Consider the following 14,203-nt stretch of genomic DNA (forward strand, 5'->3'; position numbering starts at 1 on the left):
CGGGCAGTGCGCGGAGGTTGAGTACGACGCGCGGGGCGCCGTAGACCCGCACGGTGTCCCCGATGTGCACCGTCTGCGCCGTCACGACCGCTTCGGGCCGCCGCGTCACCGCGCGTCCCCCTCTTCCAGAAACCCGAGCAGGACACCGCAGTCGGTGGTCAGCAAGAAGACATGCGCGTGCGCGATCACCGGTGTGGTCGCGGGCGGCCACTCCAACGTGTGCCGCACCATGTCCAGCCGCGACCGCTTCTGCCACCACACCAGCGAGCCGCGCCACAGATCCTCCGCCTTCGCGGCTGCCTCCGCCGCCACCAGCAACGCGGACGCGTGCGCACGCAACTCCGCCTCCAGCAACGCCAGATCCGGCCGCCCCGGATCGGCGAGCGCGGCCTGCGCCCGCTCTATCACCGCCCGCACCACAGCCGCATCGGGCACAGCAGGCACAGGCAGGGCAGGCGACATCAGGCACCTCCGGAGAGTGAGCGATCAAGTACTCACAGACCGTAGGGAAGTGGCCTGGTGCGAGACCACGCGCGGACGGGGGCAGTTCGGCACAAGCCTTCCGCGCACTGCCACGCCTCGTGGTAGTCAGGCGTGGACCCGCAGGTGAACCGCCAGTTCGCGCATCTCCTTCGTCAACGTTCGCTTCCGCGCCTTCAGCAGATCCTGCATGACGTACCGCGCCATCGGTTGATGCTGGAGCCAGTGCCCCGATGTTCGCCTGAGCCGAGCCAGCTCGTCCATCCCGTCCTGTGTCGAGCCCAGCCCCACGTACGCTCGCGCCACGTCCAGGCGGTGCCGGTCCCAGTTGTTCGCGCTCGGCTTGCCGAACTTCCGCAACGCCTTCGGGGACAGGCGCCCTTCGTCCGTGCGGCGCAGCACTCCCCGAGCGTCTCCCGCGACCGACAGATCCTCGACCGCTTTCAGCTCCGCCGTCACCGGCCCGAAGGTCGTCCAGTGGGTCTGGTGGTCCAGGTGCTCCTGATCCAGCGCGCCCGCCGCTGCCGCCGCCATGCGCCGGGCCTCTGCCGCGTCGTCCGGCCGGTTGTTGCGCAGGGCGGCCGAGGCGATCCGCAACGACAGCTCGCCCCACACGGCGAGTTCACCGGCAGACGCACCGGAGATCCGAGGCTCGACCAGCCGGGCCGTGGCGACTGCCAGTTGCTCGCTCTCGTCGAAGCGGTCCTGGCGCAGCAGCAGCCAGCACATGCCGACCACGCCGGTGGCCGCAGCCAGCGTCCTGTCCGCCTCACGCGCGACGCGGATGCCCTCGGCGAGTGCCTGGTACGCCATGTCGTATTGCCGCACCTGGGTCAGGTACTTCCCCGCGAGCAGGAGGGCCTGGCTCCGGAGGGCGAGAGCTTCCCGCAACTCCTCGCCCGTGGCTGCGGACGCGGTGGCTGCCGTCCCGCGCAACAGCTGCGGAAGCATGCGCGCCACCGCGTGGTAGCGGTCGGCGTGGTAGAGCGCGTGTCCGTCGCGCACGCGTCGCCGCAGCGCCGACAGCGCGTCGGCATCGCCGGGTGCGAGCACGACATCGGCCAGGCCGACCGGAGGCATCAGTGTCTTACGGAGATCGGCGAGGATCTGGCGATTGGCCTCGTCCCCGATGACGGGCTGAGGGGCGGCGGTGCCGAAAAGGGCTGAGGTGGGAACACAGAGGGCACGAGCGACCCTGTGCAGGGTCTCCACCCGGGCCTGCCCGCCCTGCTCGATCTTGCGGATGACGGAAACCGACAAACCCGCGTCGTGCGCGAGCCGTTCCTGACTCAACCCTGCCGTGCGCCGGTGCGCCCTGACGTTCTCTCCCAAGCTCCCAGAGGCGTGCGACATGCTGCGCTCCGTTCCTGACTCGACACCAGAACGGTACGCCCACGACCCCCGTCGCGTGGCACGGTCGGGCTCGGCTCACCCGTGGTGCAGCTGGTGGAAGTCTGCTCCCCCCAGGGCCCATTGACCGGACTGAACCGGCCGGTGTGGACTGCGGGGTATGACCCGAGTGCTCTACTTGATCGCGTGCGCGGCGGGACCCGCACGGTACATCGATGCCCCGGTGCGTGAAGCGCAGCGGCAGGGATGGGACGTGTGCGTGATCCTCACGCCTTCCGCAGCTCGCTGGTGGGGGGCGCGGAAGCTCGAGCTGGAGAAGTTGACGGGGCACGCGGTGCGGTCACAGTACAAACTGCCGTGGGAGACCGATGCCCTGCCCAAGGCGGACGCCATCGTGGTGAGCCCGTTGACCAGCGCCAGTCTGTGCAAGTGGGCGGCCGGGATCACCGACACGGTGGCCCTGGGCATCGCGGCCGAGACGGTGCATCTGGGCGTGCCGGTGGTGGCCATGCCGTTCTGGAGCGCCGCACTGGACGCACAACCGGCCGTGCCCCGGGCGTTGGCAACGCTGGAGGAGCAGGGCGTCCGGATCGTACGGGGCCCGGGCGAACCGCATCCGCCCAAGCAGGGCGACCCGGAGGGTTCCCCTGGCACCTCGGGTTGGCCGCAGCGCGGCGCGCCGTCGGCGGCGCGTTCTGACGCAGCGCGAGATCGGCAGCGCGGGCAGCCGGAGCTGCGGGCCGCCGGGTGGCAGCGCCCTCAGGGGGTCGGGATGCCTGCCGGGCGGGCCGGACGGCCGAAGCGCACCGGGACGCCTGGTGAGTACAGCACGCTCACCGGCTCCCCCACCGGCTGCGGCAGGCCCGCCGCCCGTACGAGGTCCTCGTCGCACTCCAGCAGCTCCGCCCGGTGCAGTGCCCAGCGGGGGTGGGCGTTGGGCAGGTACAGGGGCCGTCCGAAGAAGGCGTTGTGCATGCCCCAGCGGGCGGTCAGGAAGTGCTCCAGCTCGGTCGGCTCCGCGAGCGGTACGCCCTTGCGTACGGTGAGGCGACTGTGCGCGCCGCGCGGGCCGGGCCAGCGGCGCGAGCTGGTGTAGGTGAGGGTGTCCCCGCCGTCGCGGACGGCCATCCGGGACCACAGGTAGGGCAGCCGGAAACCGAGCCGGGCCATCACCACCGGCACCAGGCGCGAGGCGTCCAGCGAAAGGAAGACCACGCCGCGCCGCCCGCGCGCGTCCACCGAGTAGAGCCGCACATTGGTCTCGGGGAAGGTGCCCAGATACGGCGTCCCGGGGAGCCGGAACCACCCCACGCGGTACATGCGGAAGGCGACCAGCCCCACGTACGTCATCCCGTGCAGCGTGTCGGGCCGGACACCGGGCGGGAGCAGTCCGGCGACCTTGGCCGGGTCCACGGCCCAGTGCAGGAAGGTCAGGTCGAGCCAGGACTGGGTGAGCAGCGGGCTCTCGATCGCCCCCGGCGCGTCGGCCGATATCGGCTCCGGGGGCAGCGGGGTGAACGTCACCACCCCAGCATCCCAGAGGTATGCGCGCGCCCGTGGCGAGGTCGTTCCGCGTCCTCGCCGCTGCGCTGCCCGGGCCGTGGGGGTCTCACAGGCGGCGGGCCGCGCGGGCGGTGAGGGTGACGCCGGAGAGGAAGCCCTGTGCGCGGGGGGAGGCCGTGTCGGTCAGCCAGGCCGGGTCCACGTCGCAGACCGCGACCTGGACGCCGGTGCCGCGCAGCGCCAGGGGAAGGGTATGCACCACGGTGGAGGGAAAGCTGAGGATCGTATGGCCGATGGGGCCGCGCCGGGCGACCAGTTCGAGCGGCAGGTCGGGCCGTACGACCTCCAGGCCCGCCTCGGTGGAGACGCGGTGCAGCTTCTCCGCGCTCTCCCGGCGGTGCGCGAAGTAGCGGGTGGCGCCGTGCGTACGGGCCAGCTGGGCGACCGCTTCGAGGTAGCGCTCGGCGTCGACCACGCCGGTCTCCACCAGGGAGGTGCCGACCAGGTCGGTGCCCTTGGTCAGCCGGGGCGGGCCGAAGCGGGTACGGGTCCAGGCGAAGTCGTTGGCGGTGACGGTGACGCCGAGTCCGGCGACGGCCGCGTCCACCGGCATGGAGCTGAAGACCTCGACGCGGCGCCCGTCGGCGGGGGTGAGGCGGTGGCGCGCCCGTCTGGAGACGGGGGCGAAGAGCGCGGCGCGCGGGCCCCCGGCGCCCTTGCGGTGCCAGCGGGTGAGGCGTTCGCCGCTGGCCAGCTGGGCGACGAACTCCATGGTGGCGGTGCCGTCGTCGACCACCACGACGTCGGTGGCGGGGGTGAGGTTGAGCAGCAGCTGCACGTAGCGGGAGAAGGGGTCGCCGATGACGATCCGGTGAGCGCGGCGCAGCGGGCGGGCCAGCGAGGCGATGGTCTTGACCGGCGCCGAGGCGCCGCCGCGCGCCTCGGCCCACTGGACGGTGTGCCCCTCGTCGCGGGCGAGTTCGGCCATACGGCGCAGCTGACCGCGCGTCATCGGGTCGTGCGGCGGCAGCACGACGACGGTCAGCGCGGGGGCCGACGCAGCTGCGGCGGCGGGTGGTGCGGCGGGCGGCGGCACCGCGCCGACCGACGGCCCGACCACCGGCCGGGCCACGACCGCGGGCGCGGCGACGGGCGCGGCGCTCCCCCGTCCGGCGCCGGGCCCGGTCTCGCAGTCGGGCACCGACGGCGGCCCGCTCCCCCAGCCGTCGCCGCCCCCGCCCCCATGCGCGGACGGCCGGGACGCGCCCCGGCGGACCGCGTCCCCGTGCGCCCACTCCAGCAGGTTCAGCAGCTGTACGGGGCTCTCGACGAACGCGAGGGTGTGCGCGGCCCCCGCGGCTCCAGCGGCCCCCGGTGCCGCGGCCGCCCCCGTCGCGACCGCGGCACCGGCGTCAGCCCCGGCACGGCGCGCACCGCGCACACGGGTGCGCGGTGCGGCCGTTCCCGGGTCCGGCTCGGGGGCTGGGAGGTGGTTCAACTCCGCCGGTCCGCTCAGACCGCTGCGGGTTCGCGCTCGGCGCCGGTCTCCGCCGACTCCGCGATGACGCCCTTGACCCGGCGCAGCTTCTTCATCGGCGCCAGCTCGCTGTCGTACACCTTCTTCACGCCGTCGCCCAGCGACTCCTCGATGGTGCGGATGTCGCGCACGAGGCGCTGGAGGCCCTGCGGTTCGACGGAGGCGGCCTGGTCGGAGCCCCACATGGCACGGTCCTGGGTGATGTGCCGCTCGACGAAGGTGGCGCCCAGGGCGACGGCGGCCAGCGTGGTCTGGAGGCCGGTCTCGTGGCCGCTGTAGCCGATCGGCACGTTCGGGAACTCGGCCTGGAGGGTGTGGATCATCCGCAGGTTGAGTTCCTCGGCCTTGGCCGGGTACGTCGAAGTGGCGTGGCAGAGCAGGATGTTCTCGCTGCCGAGCACCTCGACCGCGTGCCGGATCTGCTTCGGCGTGGACATGCCGGTGGAGAGGATGATCGTGCGGCCGGTCCCGCGCAGCGCGCGCAGCAGCTCGTCGTCGGTGAGCGAGGCGGACGCCACCTTGTGCGCGGGGACGTCGAACTTCTCCAGGAACGCGACGGCCTCGGTGTCCCACGGCGACGCGAACCAGTGGATGCCGCGCTCCCGGCAGTACTCGTCGATCTTGCGGTAGTCGTCCTCGCCGAACTCCACCCGGTGGCGGTAGTCGATGTAGGTCATCCGGCCCCAGGGGGTGTCGCGCTCGATGTCCCACTGGTCGCGCGGGGTGCAGATCTCCGGGGTGCGCTTCTGGAACTTGACGGCGTCGCAGCCCGCATCGACGGCGGCGTCGATCAGGGCGAAGGCGTTGTCGAGTTCGCCGTTGTGGTTGATGCCGATCTCACCGGTGACGTACACGGGACGGCCGGGGCCGGCGGTCTTGTCGCCCAGGGTCCGAAGGCGGTGGCTGGAAGTCATGGGGAGAGGGTTCTTTCTGCTAGAGGGAAGGGCCGAGAATCCACGAGGCGATCTCGCGGATCGCTCCCGCACCGCCAGGTGCGGAGGTGACCGCGCGGGCCGCGTCACGCACGACGTCATGCGCGTCGGCGACCGCGACGGGCCAGCCGACCAGGCCGAAGCACGGCAGGTCGTTCACGTCGTTGCCGACGTAGAGCACGCGCTCCGGCGCGATGCCCTGCTCCTCGCACCACTGCTTGAGCGCGAGGTCTTTCCGGTCGATGCCGTGCAGCACGGGAACCTGCAGCTTGTTCGCCCGTGCGGCGACGACCGGGTTCTTCTCCGAGGAGAGGATCAGGAGCTTCAGCGCGTCGCGGCGCAGCGCGGCGATGCCGAGGCCGTCGCCGCGGTGCACGGCGACCAGCTCCCGTCCTTCGGAGTCGACGAGCACCCTGTCGTCGGTCTGGGTGCCGTCGAAGTCGAGTACGACCGCGTCGATGTCCTCGCGCTCGGGGCGCGACGCCTGGGGCGCGGGGCGCACGGCGGCGGGCAGGACGGACGCGGCGTACGCTCCGCCCCACCGGCCGTCCCGGCCGGCGCCGGGGTCCAGCAGCGGTGCGAGGGCGCGGGCGCGGGCGAGGTCGTGCGGGTCGTCGATCTCCAGCACGCGCGCCGGGTCCGTGCGCACCAGTTCGGTGCGGCCGAAGAAGCGGTGCCCCGCCTTGCGGAAGCCGGGCGCGTCCATGGCGTACGCGGCGCCGGTCTCCAGGTAGTCCTGCGGGCGGTCCTGACGGCGCGGCCGGAAGGACTTGTCGTGGTTGACGCCGTCGCCCCCGGCGCTCTCGCGCGGCGCGGCGGCGCTCCCGTCGCCCGCGCGCCAGACGAAGCCGTGGAAGGGGGCGACGGCCAGCGCGCTGTCCGCGCCCGCCTCGACCACGGCCGAGGCCACGCCCTCGATGTCGTCGGCGGTCAGGAACGGGCTGGTGCACTGCACGAGCAGCACCGCGTCGACGGGGTGCGCGTGGCGCGCCTCGTGCGTGTCCATCGCGTGCAGTACGGCCGCCTCGCTGGTAGCCAGGTCGCCCGCGATGTCGTCCGGCCGCTCGACGACCTCGGCGCCGGCACGGCGCGCCACCTCGGCGATGCCCGCGTCGTCCGTGGAGACCGCGACGTGCGTGACCAGCGGCGCGGCCAGGCAGGCGGCCACCGCGCGGGCGACCAGCGGTACGCCGCCGACATCGGCGAGGTTCTTCGCGGGCACGCCCTTGGAGCCGCCGCGCGCCGGGATCACGGCGAGCACGCGCCGCGCGGGGCAGGCGGGATGCTCGGCCTGCTCGGGGTACTCGGGGTGCTGCTCGGCGGGGGCCATCGGGGTTCCCTTCGGGGCCTGTGGTGCGGCCTGTGGTGCGGCCTGCTCTTCGGTGGCGGCGGAGCGCGGGCGCCGGGGCGTGCTCACAGCTGCCCCATCCGGCGGATGACCGGCGCGACGCGCTGCACGCCGTGGCGGTACGCGCCCCGGGCGGCTTCGCGCACGGCGTTGCGCACGGCCCTGCGGACCCCGGAGTCGTCCGCCTCCGGGTCTGCCGCGCCGGGACGCGGGGTGCCGTCGGGCTCCAGGCCGTACCGGGCGAGCACGCGCGGCAGGTAGCCGGGCGCGGTGGTGGGCGTGTAGTACGGAGCGGGCAGCGGCAGACCGTCGCGTCCGGCGCGGGCGACGAGGTCGGCGACCCGGGTGCGGGCGGCGTCGAACGCGGCGTCGTAGGCGCTGCGGCCGTCGGCGTCCGCGTCGCCGTCCGCGTCCGCGTCCGCGCCGGCGGGGCAGACGCCCTGGCGGGCGGTCCAGGCCGGGTCGGCGGCGGGCAGCAGCCCCGCGTCCAGCTCGTCCCAGGAGGCGAGGCAGCCGGAGCCGAGGAAGTGATGGTTCCCGAGCGCCTCGCGTACGCCGAGGTCGGTGAGGACGGCGGTCGGCACGGAGCGGTGGAGGGATTCGAGGGCGGCGGTGGAGCTGACCGTCACCAGCAGGTCGCTGCGGTCCAGCACCTCACCCATGTGGCCGTACACGAGACGGCAGTTGGGCGGCAGCCCGCCGGGCAGCCTGGCGGCGAGCTTCTGGTACGGCTCCTCCTCGATGTGCGTGGTGTGTTCGCCGGGCTTGCTGCGCAGCTTGACCAGCACCTCGCGGCCGGGGTGTCTGCGGGCGTGCTCGACGGCACGGCGCAGCAGGTACGCGCGGTCGGTGCGGTTGTCCGGGACCGACGGCTGCACGGCGAACACGACGGTGAACGGGCCGTGCCCGACGCCGTGCTCGGACGCGGGCACGGGCACGGCCTCGGGCACGGGCACGGCCTCGGGCACGGCCGACGGCGGGTCCGCCGCCGCGCCACCGTCCTCCCCCGCACCGTCCTGCCCGCCGCCCGTCCCCCCGGCCGGGCGGCGCGCCGGGCGTCCCGACCCGTCGAGGAAGGGCAGCGCGCACTCGACGACGGACTCCGCAGAGGCGCCGACGCCCTCGTACACCGCGCGGAAGCGTTCCGCGTCGTGCCGCGAGTTGGCGAGTACGAGGTCGGCGCCGTGCCGCAGCAGCAGCCCGTCGGCGAGCTTCTCGTAGACGATCCCCACATAGCCGGTGACCAGGACCGGCCGGGGCACCCCCGCCCCCGCGAGGCCCCGCGGGTGCGCGGCGCGCACGTGCGCGGCCAGTCCGTGCAGCATCGCCTGCACGGCGCCGCCGACGCAGGCGAGCACCACCACGTCGTACGCAGTGCGGTCCCCCGCCGCGCGGACGAACTGCGTCCCGGTCACCTCGCGCACCGAGTCCGCCTCCACACCCACCTCGGCGAGCTGCCGGGGGGTCGGGGTGGCGCGTCCGCGCAGCAGCAGCCCGTCGATCCGGGCTTCGGGGACGAGGCGGCGGGCGGTGAGCGCGCCCCACTTCCACCGGGTGTCGGAATCGGCGAGAACCGCGATCCGCACTGCGGGAGATGGCGAAGCGAGAGGGGCGTGAGAGGTACGAGAGGGCACGTCCCAGACGCTAGGAAGGCATTTCGATTCCCGGCCCAACGGGACTACAACAGACGGTTAACAGCGGATCGACGTACGGCCAACCCGGCCCGGAAGTCACCTGGTTAACCATCCCGCCATTCGTCGTTCACCTCTGCGTACTCGGGAAGTCAAGACGGATGCCGGGGGGCCGCCTAATGTCACGCGAGTGGTCAAGCTCTCCGTCATCGTGCCGTTCTACAACGTGCAGTCGTACGCCCCGGACACCCTGAGAAGTCTCCGGCTCAACACCCGGGCGGATTTCGAATTCCTTCTTGTCGACGACTGCTCGACCGACGGGACTCCGGAAATTCTGGAGCGCGCAGCGCGCGAAATTCCCGGCGCCGTCCTGCTGCGGCACCAGAAGAACGGCGGTCTCGCCACCGCCAGAAACACCGGCCTCGATGCCGCGAACGGCGAGTACGTCACCTTTCTCGACGGGGACGACTGGCTGGCCCCCGGCTATTACGGTGAACTGGTGGGCGCCATCGAGCAGCTCGGCTGCGACTTCGTGCGCACGGACCACGTCCAGTGCACGGCGCGCGCCCGTACGCTCTCCCGCGTCCCGCACGGCCGCCGGGGCGTCTCCGCCGACCCGCGCGGCGCGATCCTCCCCGCCGACCGCAGCACCTCGGTCGACTACGCCTACGCCTGGGCGGGCGTCTACCACCGCAGGCTGCTGGACGAGGGGCTGCTGCACTTCACCGACGGGCTGCGCACCGCCGAGGACCGGCCGTGGATCTGGCGGCTGCACCGGGAGGCGCGCTCCTTCGCCGTGGTCGGCCTGATGGGCGTCTTCTACCGGCGCGGGGTGGCCTCGTCGCTGACCCAGGTGGGCGACGTGCGGCAGCTGGACTTCATCCGCGCCTTCGACCAGGTGATCGAGGAGACCTCGCGGGACCGGGAGGCGGAGGTGCTGCTGCCGAAGGCGGTGCGCACCTACTGCGCGATCATCTCCCACCACCTGAACAGCGGCAGGTTCGAGCCGCAGGTGGCTCGCAAGCTGCGCGCCATGAGCGCCGCCGCGCTGCGCAGGCTGCCCTCCGACGTGCTGACCGGCGCGCTGGACTCGATGGACGTCCAGCGCGCGACCAAGCTCCGGCGGCTGCGCCGGCGTCCGACGTCCGCAGGGGAGGCCGCTGCCTGATGCGTACACAGATCTTCTTCGCCTCCACCCTGTACGGCGCCGCCACGCTGGCCGCCGCGATCGACGCGGAGTGCTTCGCGCCGGCCGACCGGCGGCTGCTGCTGGTGGCCAACAACGCCGCGACGCCGGAGACGACGCCGCCGCTGGACCGCATGGCGGGCTTCGAGCGGCTGCGCACCCGCTTCGACCGGGTGCTGTCGTGGAACGAGACCATCCGCCCCTTCCACCCCAGCGGCTGGTCGCCCCGCGCGGACGACGTGCCGCTGTGGGAGCGGCACCTGCGGCTGCTGTGGGGGCTGGGCGAGCCGCACCAGGACCCGGTCGAGCTGATCGTGGAGTCCCTCCAGGTCAATCCGGCGCTCGCGCTGACGCAGATCTTCCCCGACGCCCCCGTCGACGTGTACGCGGACGGCCTGATGAGCTACGGCCCCACCCGCAACAAGCTCGACCCGCTGGTGGGCACCCGGGTGCGGCGGCTGCTGCACCTGGACCTGCTGCCGGGGCTGCGTCCGCTGCTGCTGACCGAGTTCGCGGTGGCGCCGGAGGTGGTGCCCACCCAGGCGTTCACCGCCGTACTGGCCGAACTGGCCCAGGAGGCGCCGCCCGCACCGGCGGGCACGGTGGGCACGCGGCCGGTGCTGCTGCTGGGCCAGTACCTCTCGGCGCTGGGCATCCTCAGCGCCGAGGAGGAGGAGCAGCTGCACGTGACGATGCTGCGCGGCGCCGCCGCACTGGGCCACCGCCGCGTCCTGTTCAAGCCGCACCCGGTCGCCCCGGCCCGCTTCTCGCGGGCGTTGGAGAAGGAGGCGGGCGAGCTGGGCGTCGAGCTGACCGTGCTGGAGACCCCGCTGCTGGCGGAGGTGCTGTACGAGCGGCTGCGCCCGGCCCTGGTCGTCGGCTGCTTCTCCACCGCGCTGATGACCGCCGCCGCGCTCTACGGCCTGCCGGTCGCCCGCAGCGGTACGGGGCTGCTGCTGGAGCGGCTGACGCCGTACCAGAACAGCAACCGCATACCGGTCACCCTGGTCGACGCGCTGCTGCCGGACATCGAGGACGCGGCGGCCGTCGAGTCCTGGAAGGTACCGTCCGCCGCGCACGTCGAGGAGGAGGTCACCGGCCTCGTACGGGCGGTGGGCTTCTGCATGCAGGCGCAGATCTACCCGGGGCTGCGGAAGGACGCGGAGCGGTATCTGTCGACCCGGCTGACCGACCACACCTGGCGCTACTTCAAGCGGCGGCGGCTGACCGCGCTGGCGCTGCCGGGCGCGGTCCCCTCGCAGCTGGCGTTCCTGCCGCGCAACGCGGTGGTGCGCCGGGTGGCCCGCCGGGCGCGCGCGATCAAGCGCGGCGCGCGCCGGTGAGCGCTCCCGCGCAGCGGCGGCCCGGCCTGCCCTCGCCGGACCCGGGGCCGCTGCCCCCGCAGTCGGCGCGGACGCCGGGCGCGGCGGGCCCAGGCACCGGCACCGTGCCCGGCACCGTGCCCGGCACCGAGCCCCGCCCGGCGCACCGGCGGCTGCGCGCGCTGGACGGACTGCGGCTGGTGGCCGCGCTGATGGTCGCCGCGTACCACCTGGGCGGACGCAGCGGCGAGATCTCGGTGGCCTGGGGCAGCTCGCCCGCGCAGCAGTTCCCCTCGCTGCACAAGCTGTTCGCGTACGGCTGCCTGGGCGTGCACCTCTTCTTCATCATCAGCGGCTTCGTCATCTGCATGAGCGCCTGGGGGCGGGGACCGCGCGCCTTCGTCGCGTCCCGCGTCTCCCGGCTGCTGCCCGCCTACTGGGTGTCGGTGCTGCTGGTCGCCGGGGTATTCGCGCTGCCCTGGGTGGTCTTCGAGACGGTCACCCCCAGCGACCTGCTGGTGAACATGACGATGCTCCAGCAGCCGCTGGGCGTGGACCGGGTGCTGGGGGTGTGCTGGACGCTCTGGGTCGAGATGCGGTTCTACGTCCTCTTCCTGGTGTTCGTGGTCTTCCCCGGCGTCACCCGGCGGCGGGTGGTGGTCTTCTGCGGCGGCTGGCTGATCGTCGCCGTGCTGGGTGAGGCCGCGGCCTGGCCGCCGCTGGAGCTGGTGGCGATGCCGGAGTACGCGCCGTTCTTCATCGGCGGCATGGGCCTCTACCTGATCCACCGCTTCGGGCACGACGCGACGGCCTGGGGGCTGGTGCTGGCGAGCTGGCTGATCGGGCAGCACTACGCGGTGGCCGACCTGTGGCGCCCGGCGGCCGAGGCGGGGTTCGCGTACCGCAGTTCGGTGGGGATCATCGCCGTGGTCACGTTGAGCTATGCGCTGGTGGCCGCCATCGCGCTGGGCCGGTTCCAGTGGGCGAACTGGAGCTGGCTGACGCTCGCGGGGGCCTTGACCTACCCGTTCTACCTGGTGCACGAGCATCTGGGCTGGGTGGCGGTGCGGTTCCTGCACCGCGGGTTCGGGATGCCCGCCTGGGCGGTGCTGCCGCTGACGGTCGGCGGCCTGCTCGTCCTCGCCTGGCTGCTGCACCGGCTGGTGGAGCGGCCGATGACACCCTGGCTGAAACGGGAGTTCACCCGCTGAACGGGCCCGGCAGGCGCGTGGGAATGCTCACAGAGCGGGCCGGGCCCTGGTGGATCGGGTCCCGGGCCGCGCACGCTGGTCGGCACGACCACGCCCTCGGGCACCGCGTCCCGGAGCACACCTCACCGAGCCCACCTCACCGAGCACAGGAGCCCACGATGACCGAAGCGATCGCGGCCCCCTCGGTGGCCGCCCCGCGCGCCCGCACCGGCGGACCGTCCGGGGACAGGCGCGAGAAGCTGCTCGAGGAGCTGCTGGGCTGGACCCTGCTGGTGCTCGTCGCGGTGCTGGTCACCCGGCTCGGCCTGATGTAGCCGCGCACCCCTCGCGGGTCCCGGTCACCCGGTCACCCGGGCGAGCGCGGCGGCGGCGAGGGTCCGCGGGTCGGCCTCCACCGACACCTCCACCCCCCGCTCGTCCGGCTCCAGCCCCTCCAGCGTGGCGTACTGCGAGTCCAGCAGCGTGCTGGGCATGAAGTGGCCCCGGCGGTGCGCGAGCCGCTCGGCGACCAGCGCGCGCGGGCCCGTCAGATGCAGGAAGAACAGCTCGGGCGCGGCGGCGCGGAGCCGGTCGCGGTAGACCCGCTTGAGCGCCGAGCAGCTCACGACGCCGCCCCCGCCGCCGTGGTCGCGCGCCCAGGCGCCGATGGCGTCCAGCCAGGGCGCGCGGTCCGCGTCGTCCAGCGGGGTGCCGGCGGACATCTTGGCGATGTTGCCCGGCGGGTGGAAGTCGTCCGCCTCGGCGTACGGGACGCCCAGCCGGTCCGCCAGCAGCCGCCCCACGGTCGACTTCCCCGTGCCGGACACCCCCATCACGACCACCACGCGCGCAACGGACATCAGCAGCTCACCGTCTTCCTGTCTCCCGTGGACGCACGCGCGATACGTACGACGTAACCAGAATAGTTGACCTAAAAGTCATACATAATGCGAGTGCCTGTGCGGCCCTCCCCCGTAGGCTGAGGGCATGGAACCACAGCGGCGCGGCCTGCACGGGAAGGTCCTCGCCTCCCTCGGGCCCGCCATCACGGGGGGCGCGTACCCGCCCGGCAGCGTGCTGCGCACCGACGAACTCGAGGCGCAGTTCGAGGTGTCGCGGACGGTCATGCGCGAGGCCATCCGCGTGCTCGAGTCGATGAACCTGGTGGAGTCCCGCCGCCGGGTCGGGGTGACGGTGCGGCCCACCGAGGAGTGGAACGTCTTCGACCCCCAGGTGATCAGCTGGCGGCTGGAGGGCGAGGGCCGCTCGCGCCAGCTGCGCTCACTGACCATGCTGCGCTCCGCCGTCGAGCCCGTGGCCGCCCGGCTGGCCGCCGAGCACGCCACCGCCGGGCAGTGCGCCGAACTGACCGAGCACGCGCTCGGCATGGTCGCCACCTCGCGCGGCCAGCAGCTGGCCGCGTATCTCGTGCACGACATAGCCTTCCACCGGGTGGTGCTGCGGGCCTCGGGCAACGACATGTTCGCGCGGCTGGGCGACGTCGTCGCGGCCGTGCTGACCGGGCGCACCGAGCACCAGGTGATGTTCACCGACCCGGACCCGCCCGCCGTCACCCTGCACGTGCAGGTGGCGGAGGCGGTACGGGAGGGGGACGCGGCGCGTGCCGAGGAGCTGACCCGGCAGATCACCGTCGGCGCGATGGCGGAACTGGACGTACTGGCCCCCTGACCTGGGAAGCGGTGGCCCGCCCCTGCGCCACGGGG

The 14,203-nt window shown here is 73.4% G+C and carries 13 protein-coding genes and 1 pseudogene; 6 read left to right on the forward strand and 8 right to left on the reverse strand.

Annotated elements, in window-relative coordinates; all coding sequences use genetic code 11:
• Positions 1-105: 105 nt before the first annotated feature.
• Both H299_RS0121690 and H299_RS0121695 read right to left on the reverse strand, forming a co-directional pair.
• Complete coding sequence (locus H299_RS0121690) at positions 106-435, reverse strand: DUF6415 family natural product biosynthesis protein (RefSeq protein ID WP_027750117.1); 330 nt, start codon at positions 433-435, stop codon at positions 106-108.
• Positions 436-588: 153 nt separating this feature from the next.
• Entirely contained in the window at positions 589-1,833 is a 1,245-nt protein-coding gene (locus H299_RS0121695) for a helix-turn-helix domain-containing protein (RefSeq protein ID WP_027750118.1), read from the reverse strand.
• A 157-nt stretch (positions 1,834-1,990) separates the two neighbouring features.
• Here H299_RS0121695 and H299_RS40555 point away from each other — a divergent pair.
• Positions 1,991-2,284: pseudogene (locus H299_RS40555) on the forward strand (flavoprotein); the annotation flags it as partial.
• 305 nt (positions 2,285-2,589) lie between these two features.
• Here H299_RS40555 and H299_RS0121705 read toward each other — a convergent pair.
• The 5 genes from H299_RS0121705 to H299_RS0121725 all read right to left on the reverse strand — a co-directional run bounded on the left by H299_RS0121705 (position 2,590) and on the right by H299_RS0121725 (position 8,784).
• The gene (locus H299_RS0121705) at positions 2,590-3,354 is read right to left on the reverse strand and encodes a YqjF family protein (RefSeq protein ID WP_486587364.1); all 765 of its coding nucleotides are present in this window, start codon (positions 3,352-3,354) and stop codon (positions 2,590-2,592) included.
• 85 nt (positions 3,355-3,439) lie between these two features.
• Complete coding sequence (locus H299_RS35480) at positions 3,440-4,642, reverse strand: hypothetical protein (protein WP_486587370.1); 1,203 nt, start codon at positions 4,640-4,642, stop codon at positions 3,440-3,442.
• Positions 4,643-4,845: 203 nt separating this feature from the next.
• The gene (locus H299_RS0121715; RefSeq protein WP_027750121.1) at positions 4,846-5,784 is read right to left on the reverse strand and encodes an N-acetylneuraminate synthase family protein; all 939 of its coding nucleotides are present in this window, start codon (positions 5,782-5,784) and stop codon (positions 4,846-4,848) included.
• 19 nt (positions 5,785-5,803) lie between these two features.
• The gene (locus H299_RS0121720) at positions 5,804-7,132 is read right to left on the reverse strand and encodes an acylneuraminate cytidylyltransferase (RefSeq protein WP_078512925.1); all 1,329 of its coding nucleotides are present in this window, start codon (positions 7,130-7,132) and stop codon (positions 5,804-5,806) included.
• A gap of 83 nt (positions 7,133-7,215) precedes the next feature.
• Complete coding sequence (locus H299_RS0121725) at positions 7,216-8,784, reverse strand: DUF6716 putative glycosyltransferase (protein ID WP_078512926.1); 1,569 nt, start codon at positions 8,782-8,784, stop codon at positions 7,216-7,218.
• Between the two features lie 187 nt (positions 8,785-8,971).
• On the opposite strand from H299_RS0121725, the gene H299_RS0121730 reads away from it, so the two are divergent.
• From H299_RS0121730 to H299_RS39250, 4 genes are all read left to right on the forward strand, one after another.
• Positions 8,972-9,949, forward strand: a complete 978-nt coding sequence (locus tag H299_RS0121730) for a glycosyltransferase family 2 protein (protein ID WP_027750124.1) — start codon at positions 8,972-8,974, stop codon at positions 9,947-9,949.
• A complete protein-coding gene (locus tag H299_RS0121735; protein WP_027750125.1) occupies positions 9,949-11,310 on the forward strand; it encodes a polysialyltransferase family glycosyltransferase in 1,362 nt (453 codons plus the stop codon). Before H299_RS0121730 ends, H299_RS0121735 begins: the two co-directional genes overlap by 1 nt.
• The gene (locus H299_RS35485) at positions 11,307-12,500 is read left to right on the forward strand and encodes an acyltransferase family protein (protein ID WP_078512927.1); all 1,194 of its coding nucleotides are present in this window, start codon (positions 11,307-11,309) and stop codon (positions 12,498-12,500) included. Before H299_RS0121735 ends, H299_RS35485 begins: the two co-directional genes overlap by 4 nt.
• A 158-nt stretch (positions 12,501-12,658) precedes the next feature.
• A complete protein-coding gene (locus H299_RS39250) occupies positions 12,659-12,814 on the forward strand; it encodes an SCO1431 family membrane protein (protein ID WP_106965841.1) in 156 nt (51 codons plus the stop codon).
• 24 nt (positions 12,815-12,838) lie between these two features.
• Here H299_RS39250 and H299_RS0121750 read toward each other — a convergent pair whose 3' ends face one another.
• Positions 12,839-13,339: a gluconokinase gene (locus tag H299_RS0121750; protein ID WP_027750126.1), complete on the reverse strand. Its 501-nt coding sequence runs from the start codon at positions 13,337-13,339 to the stop codon at positions 12,839-12,841.
• 127 nt (positions 13,340-13,466) lie between these two features.
• Here H299_RS0121750 and H299_RS0121755 point away from each other — a divergent pair, with 127 nt between their 5' ends.
• On the forward strand, positions 13,467-14,168 hold the full coding sequence (locus H299_RS0121755; RefSeq protein WP_027750127.1) for a FadR/GntR family transcriptional regulator: 702 nt from the start codon (positions 13,467-13,469) through the stop codon (positions 14,166-14,168).
• The last annotated feature ends 35 nt before the right edge of the window (positions 14,169-14,203 follow it).

The organism is Streptomyces sp. CNH287, assembly GCF_000424825.1.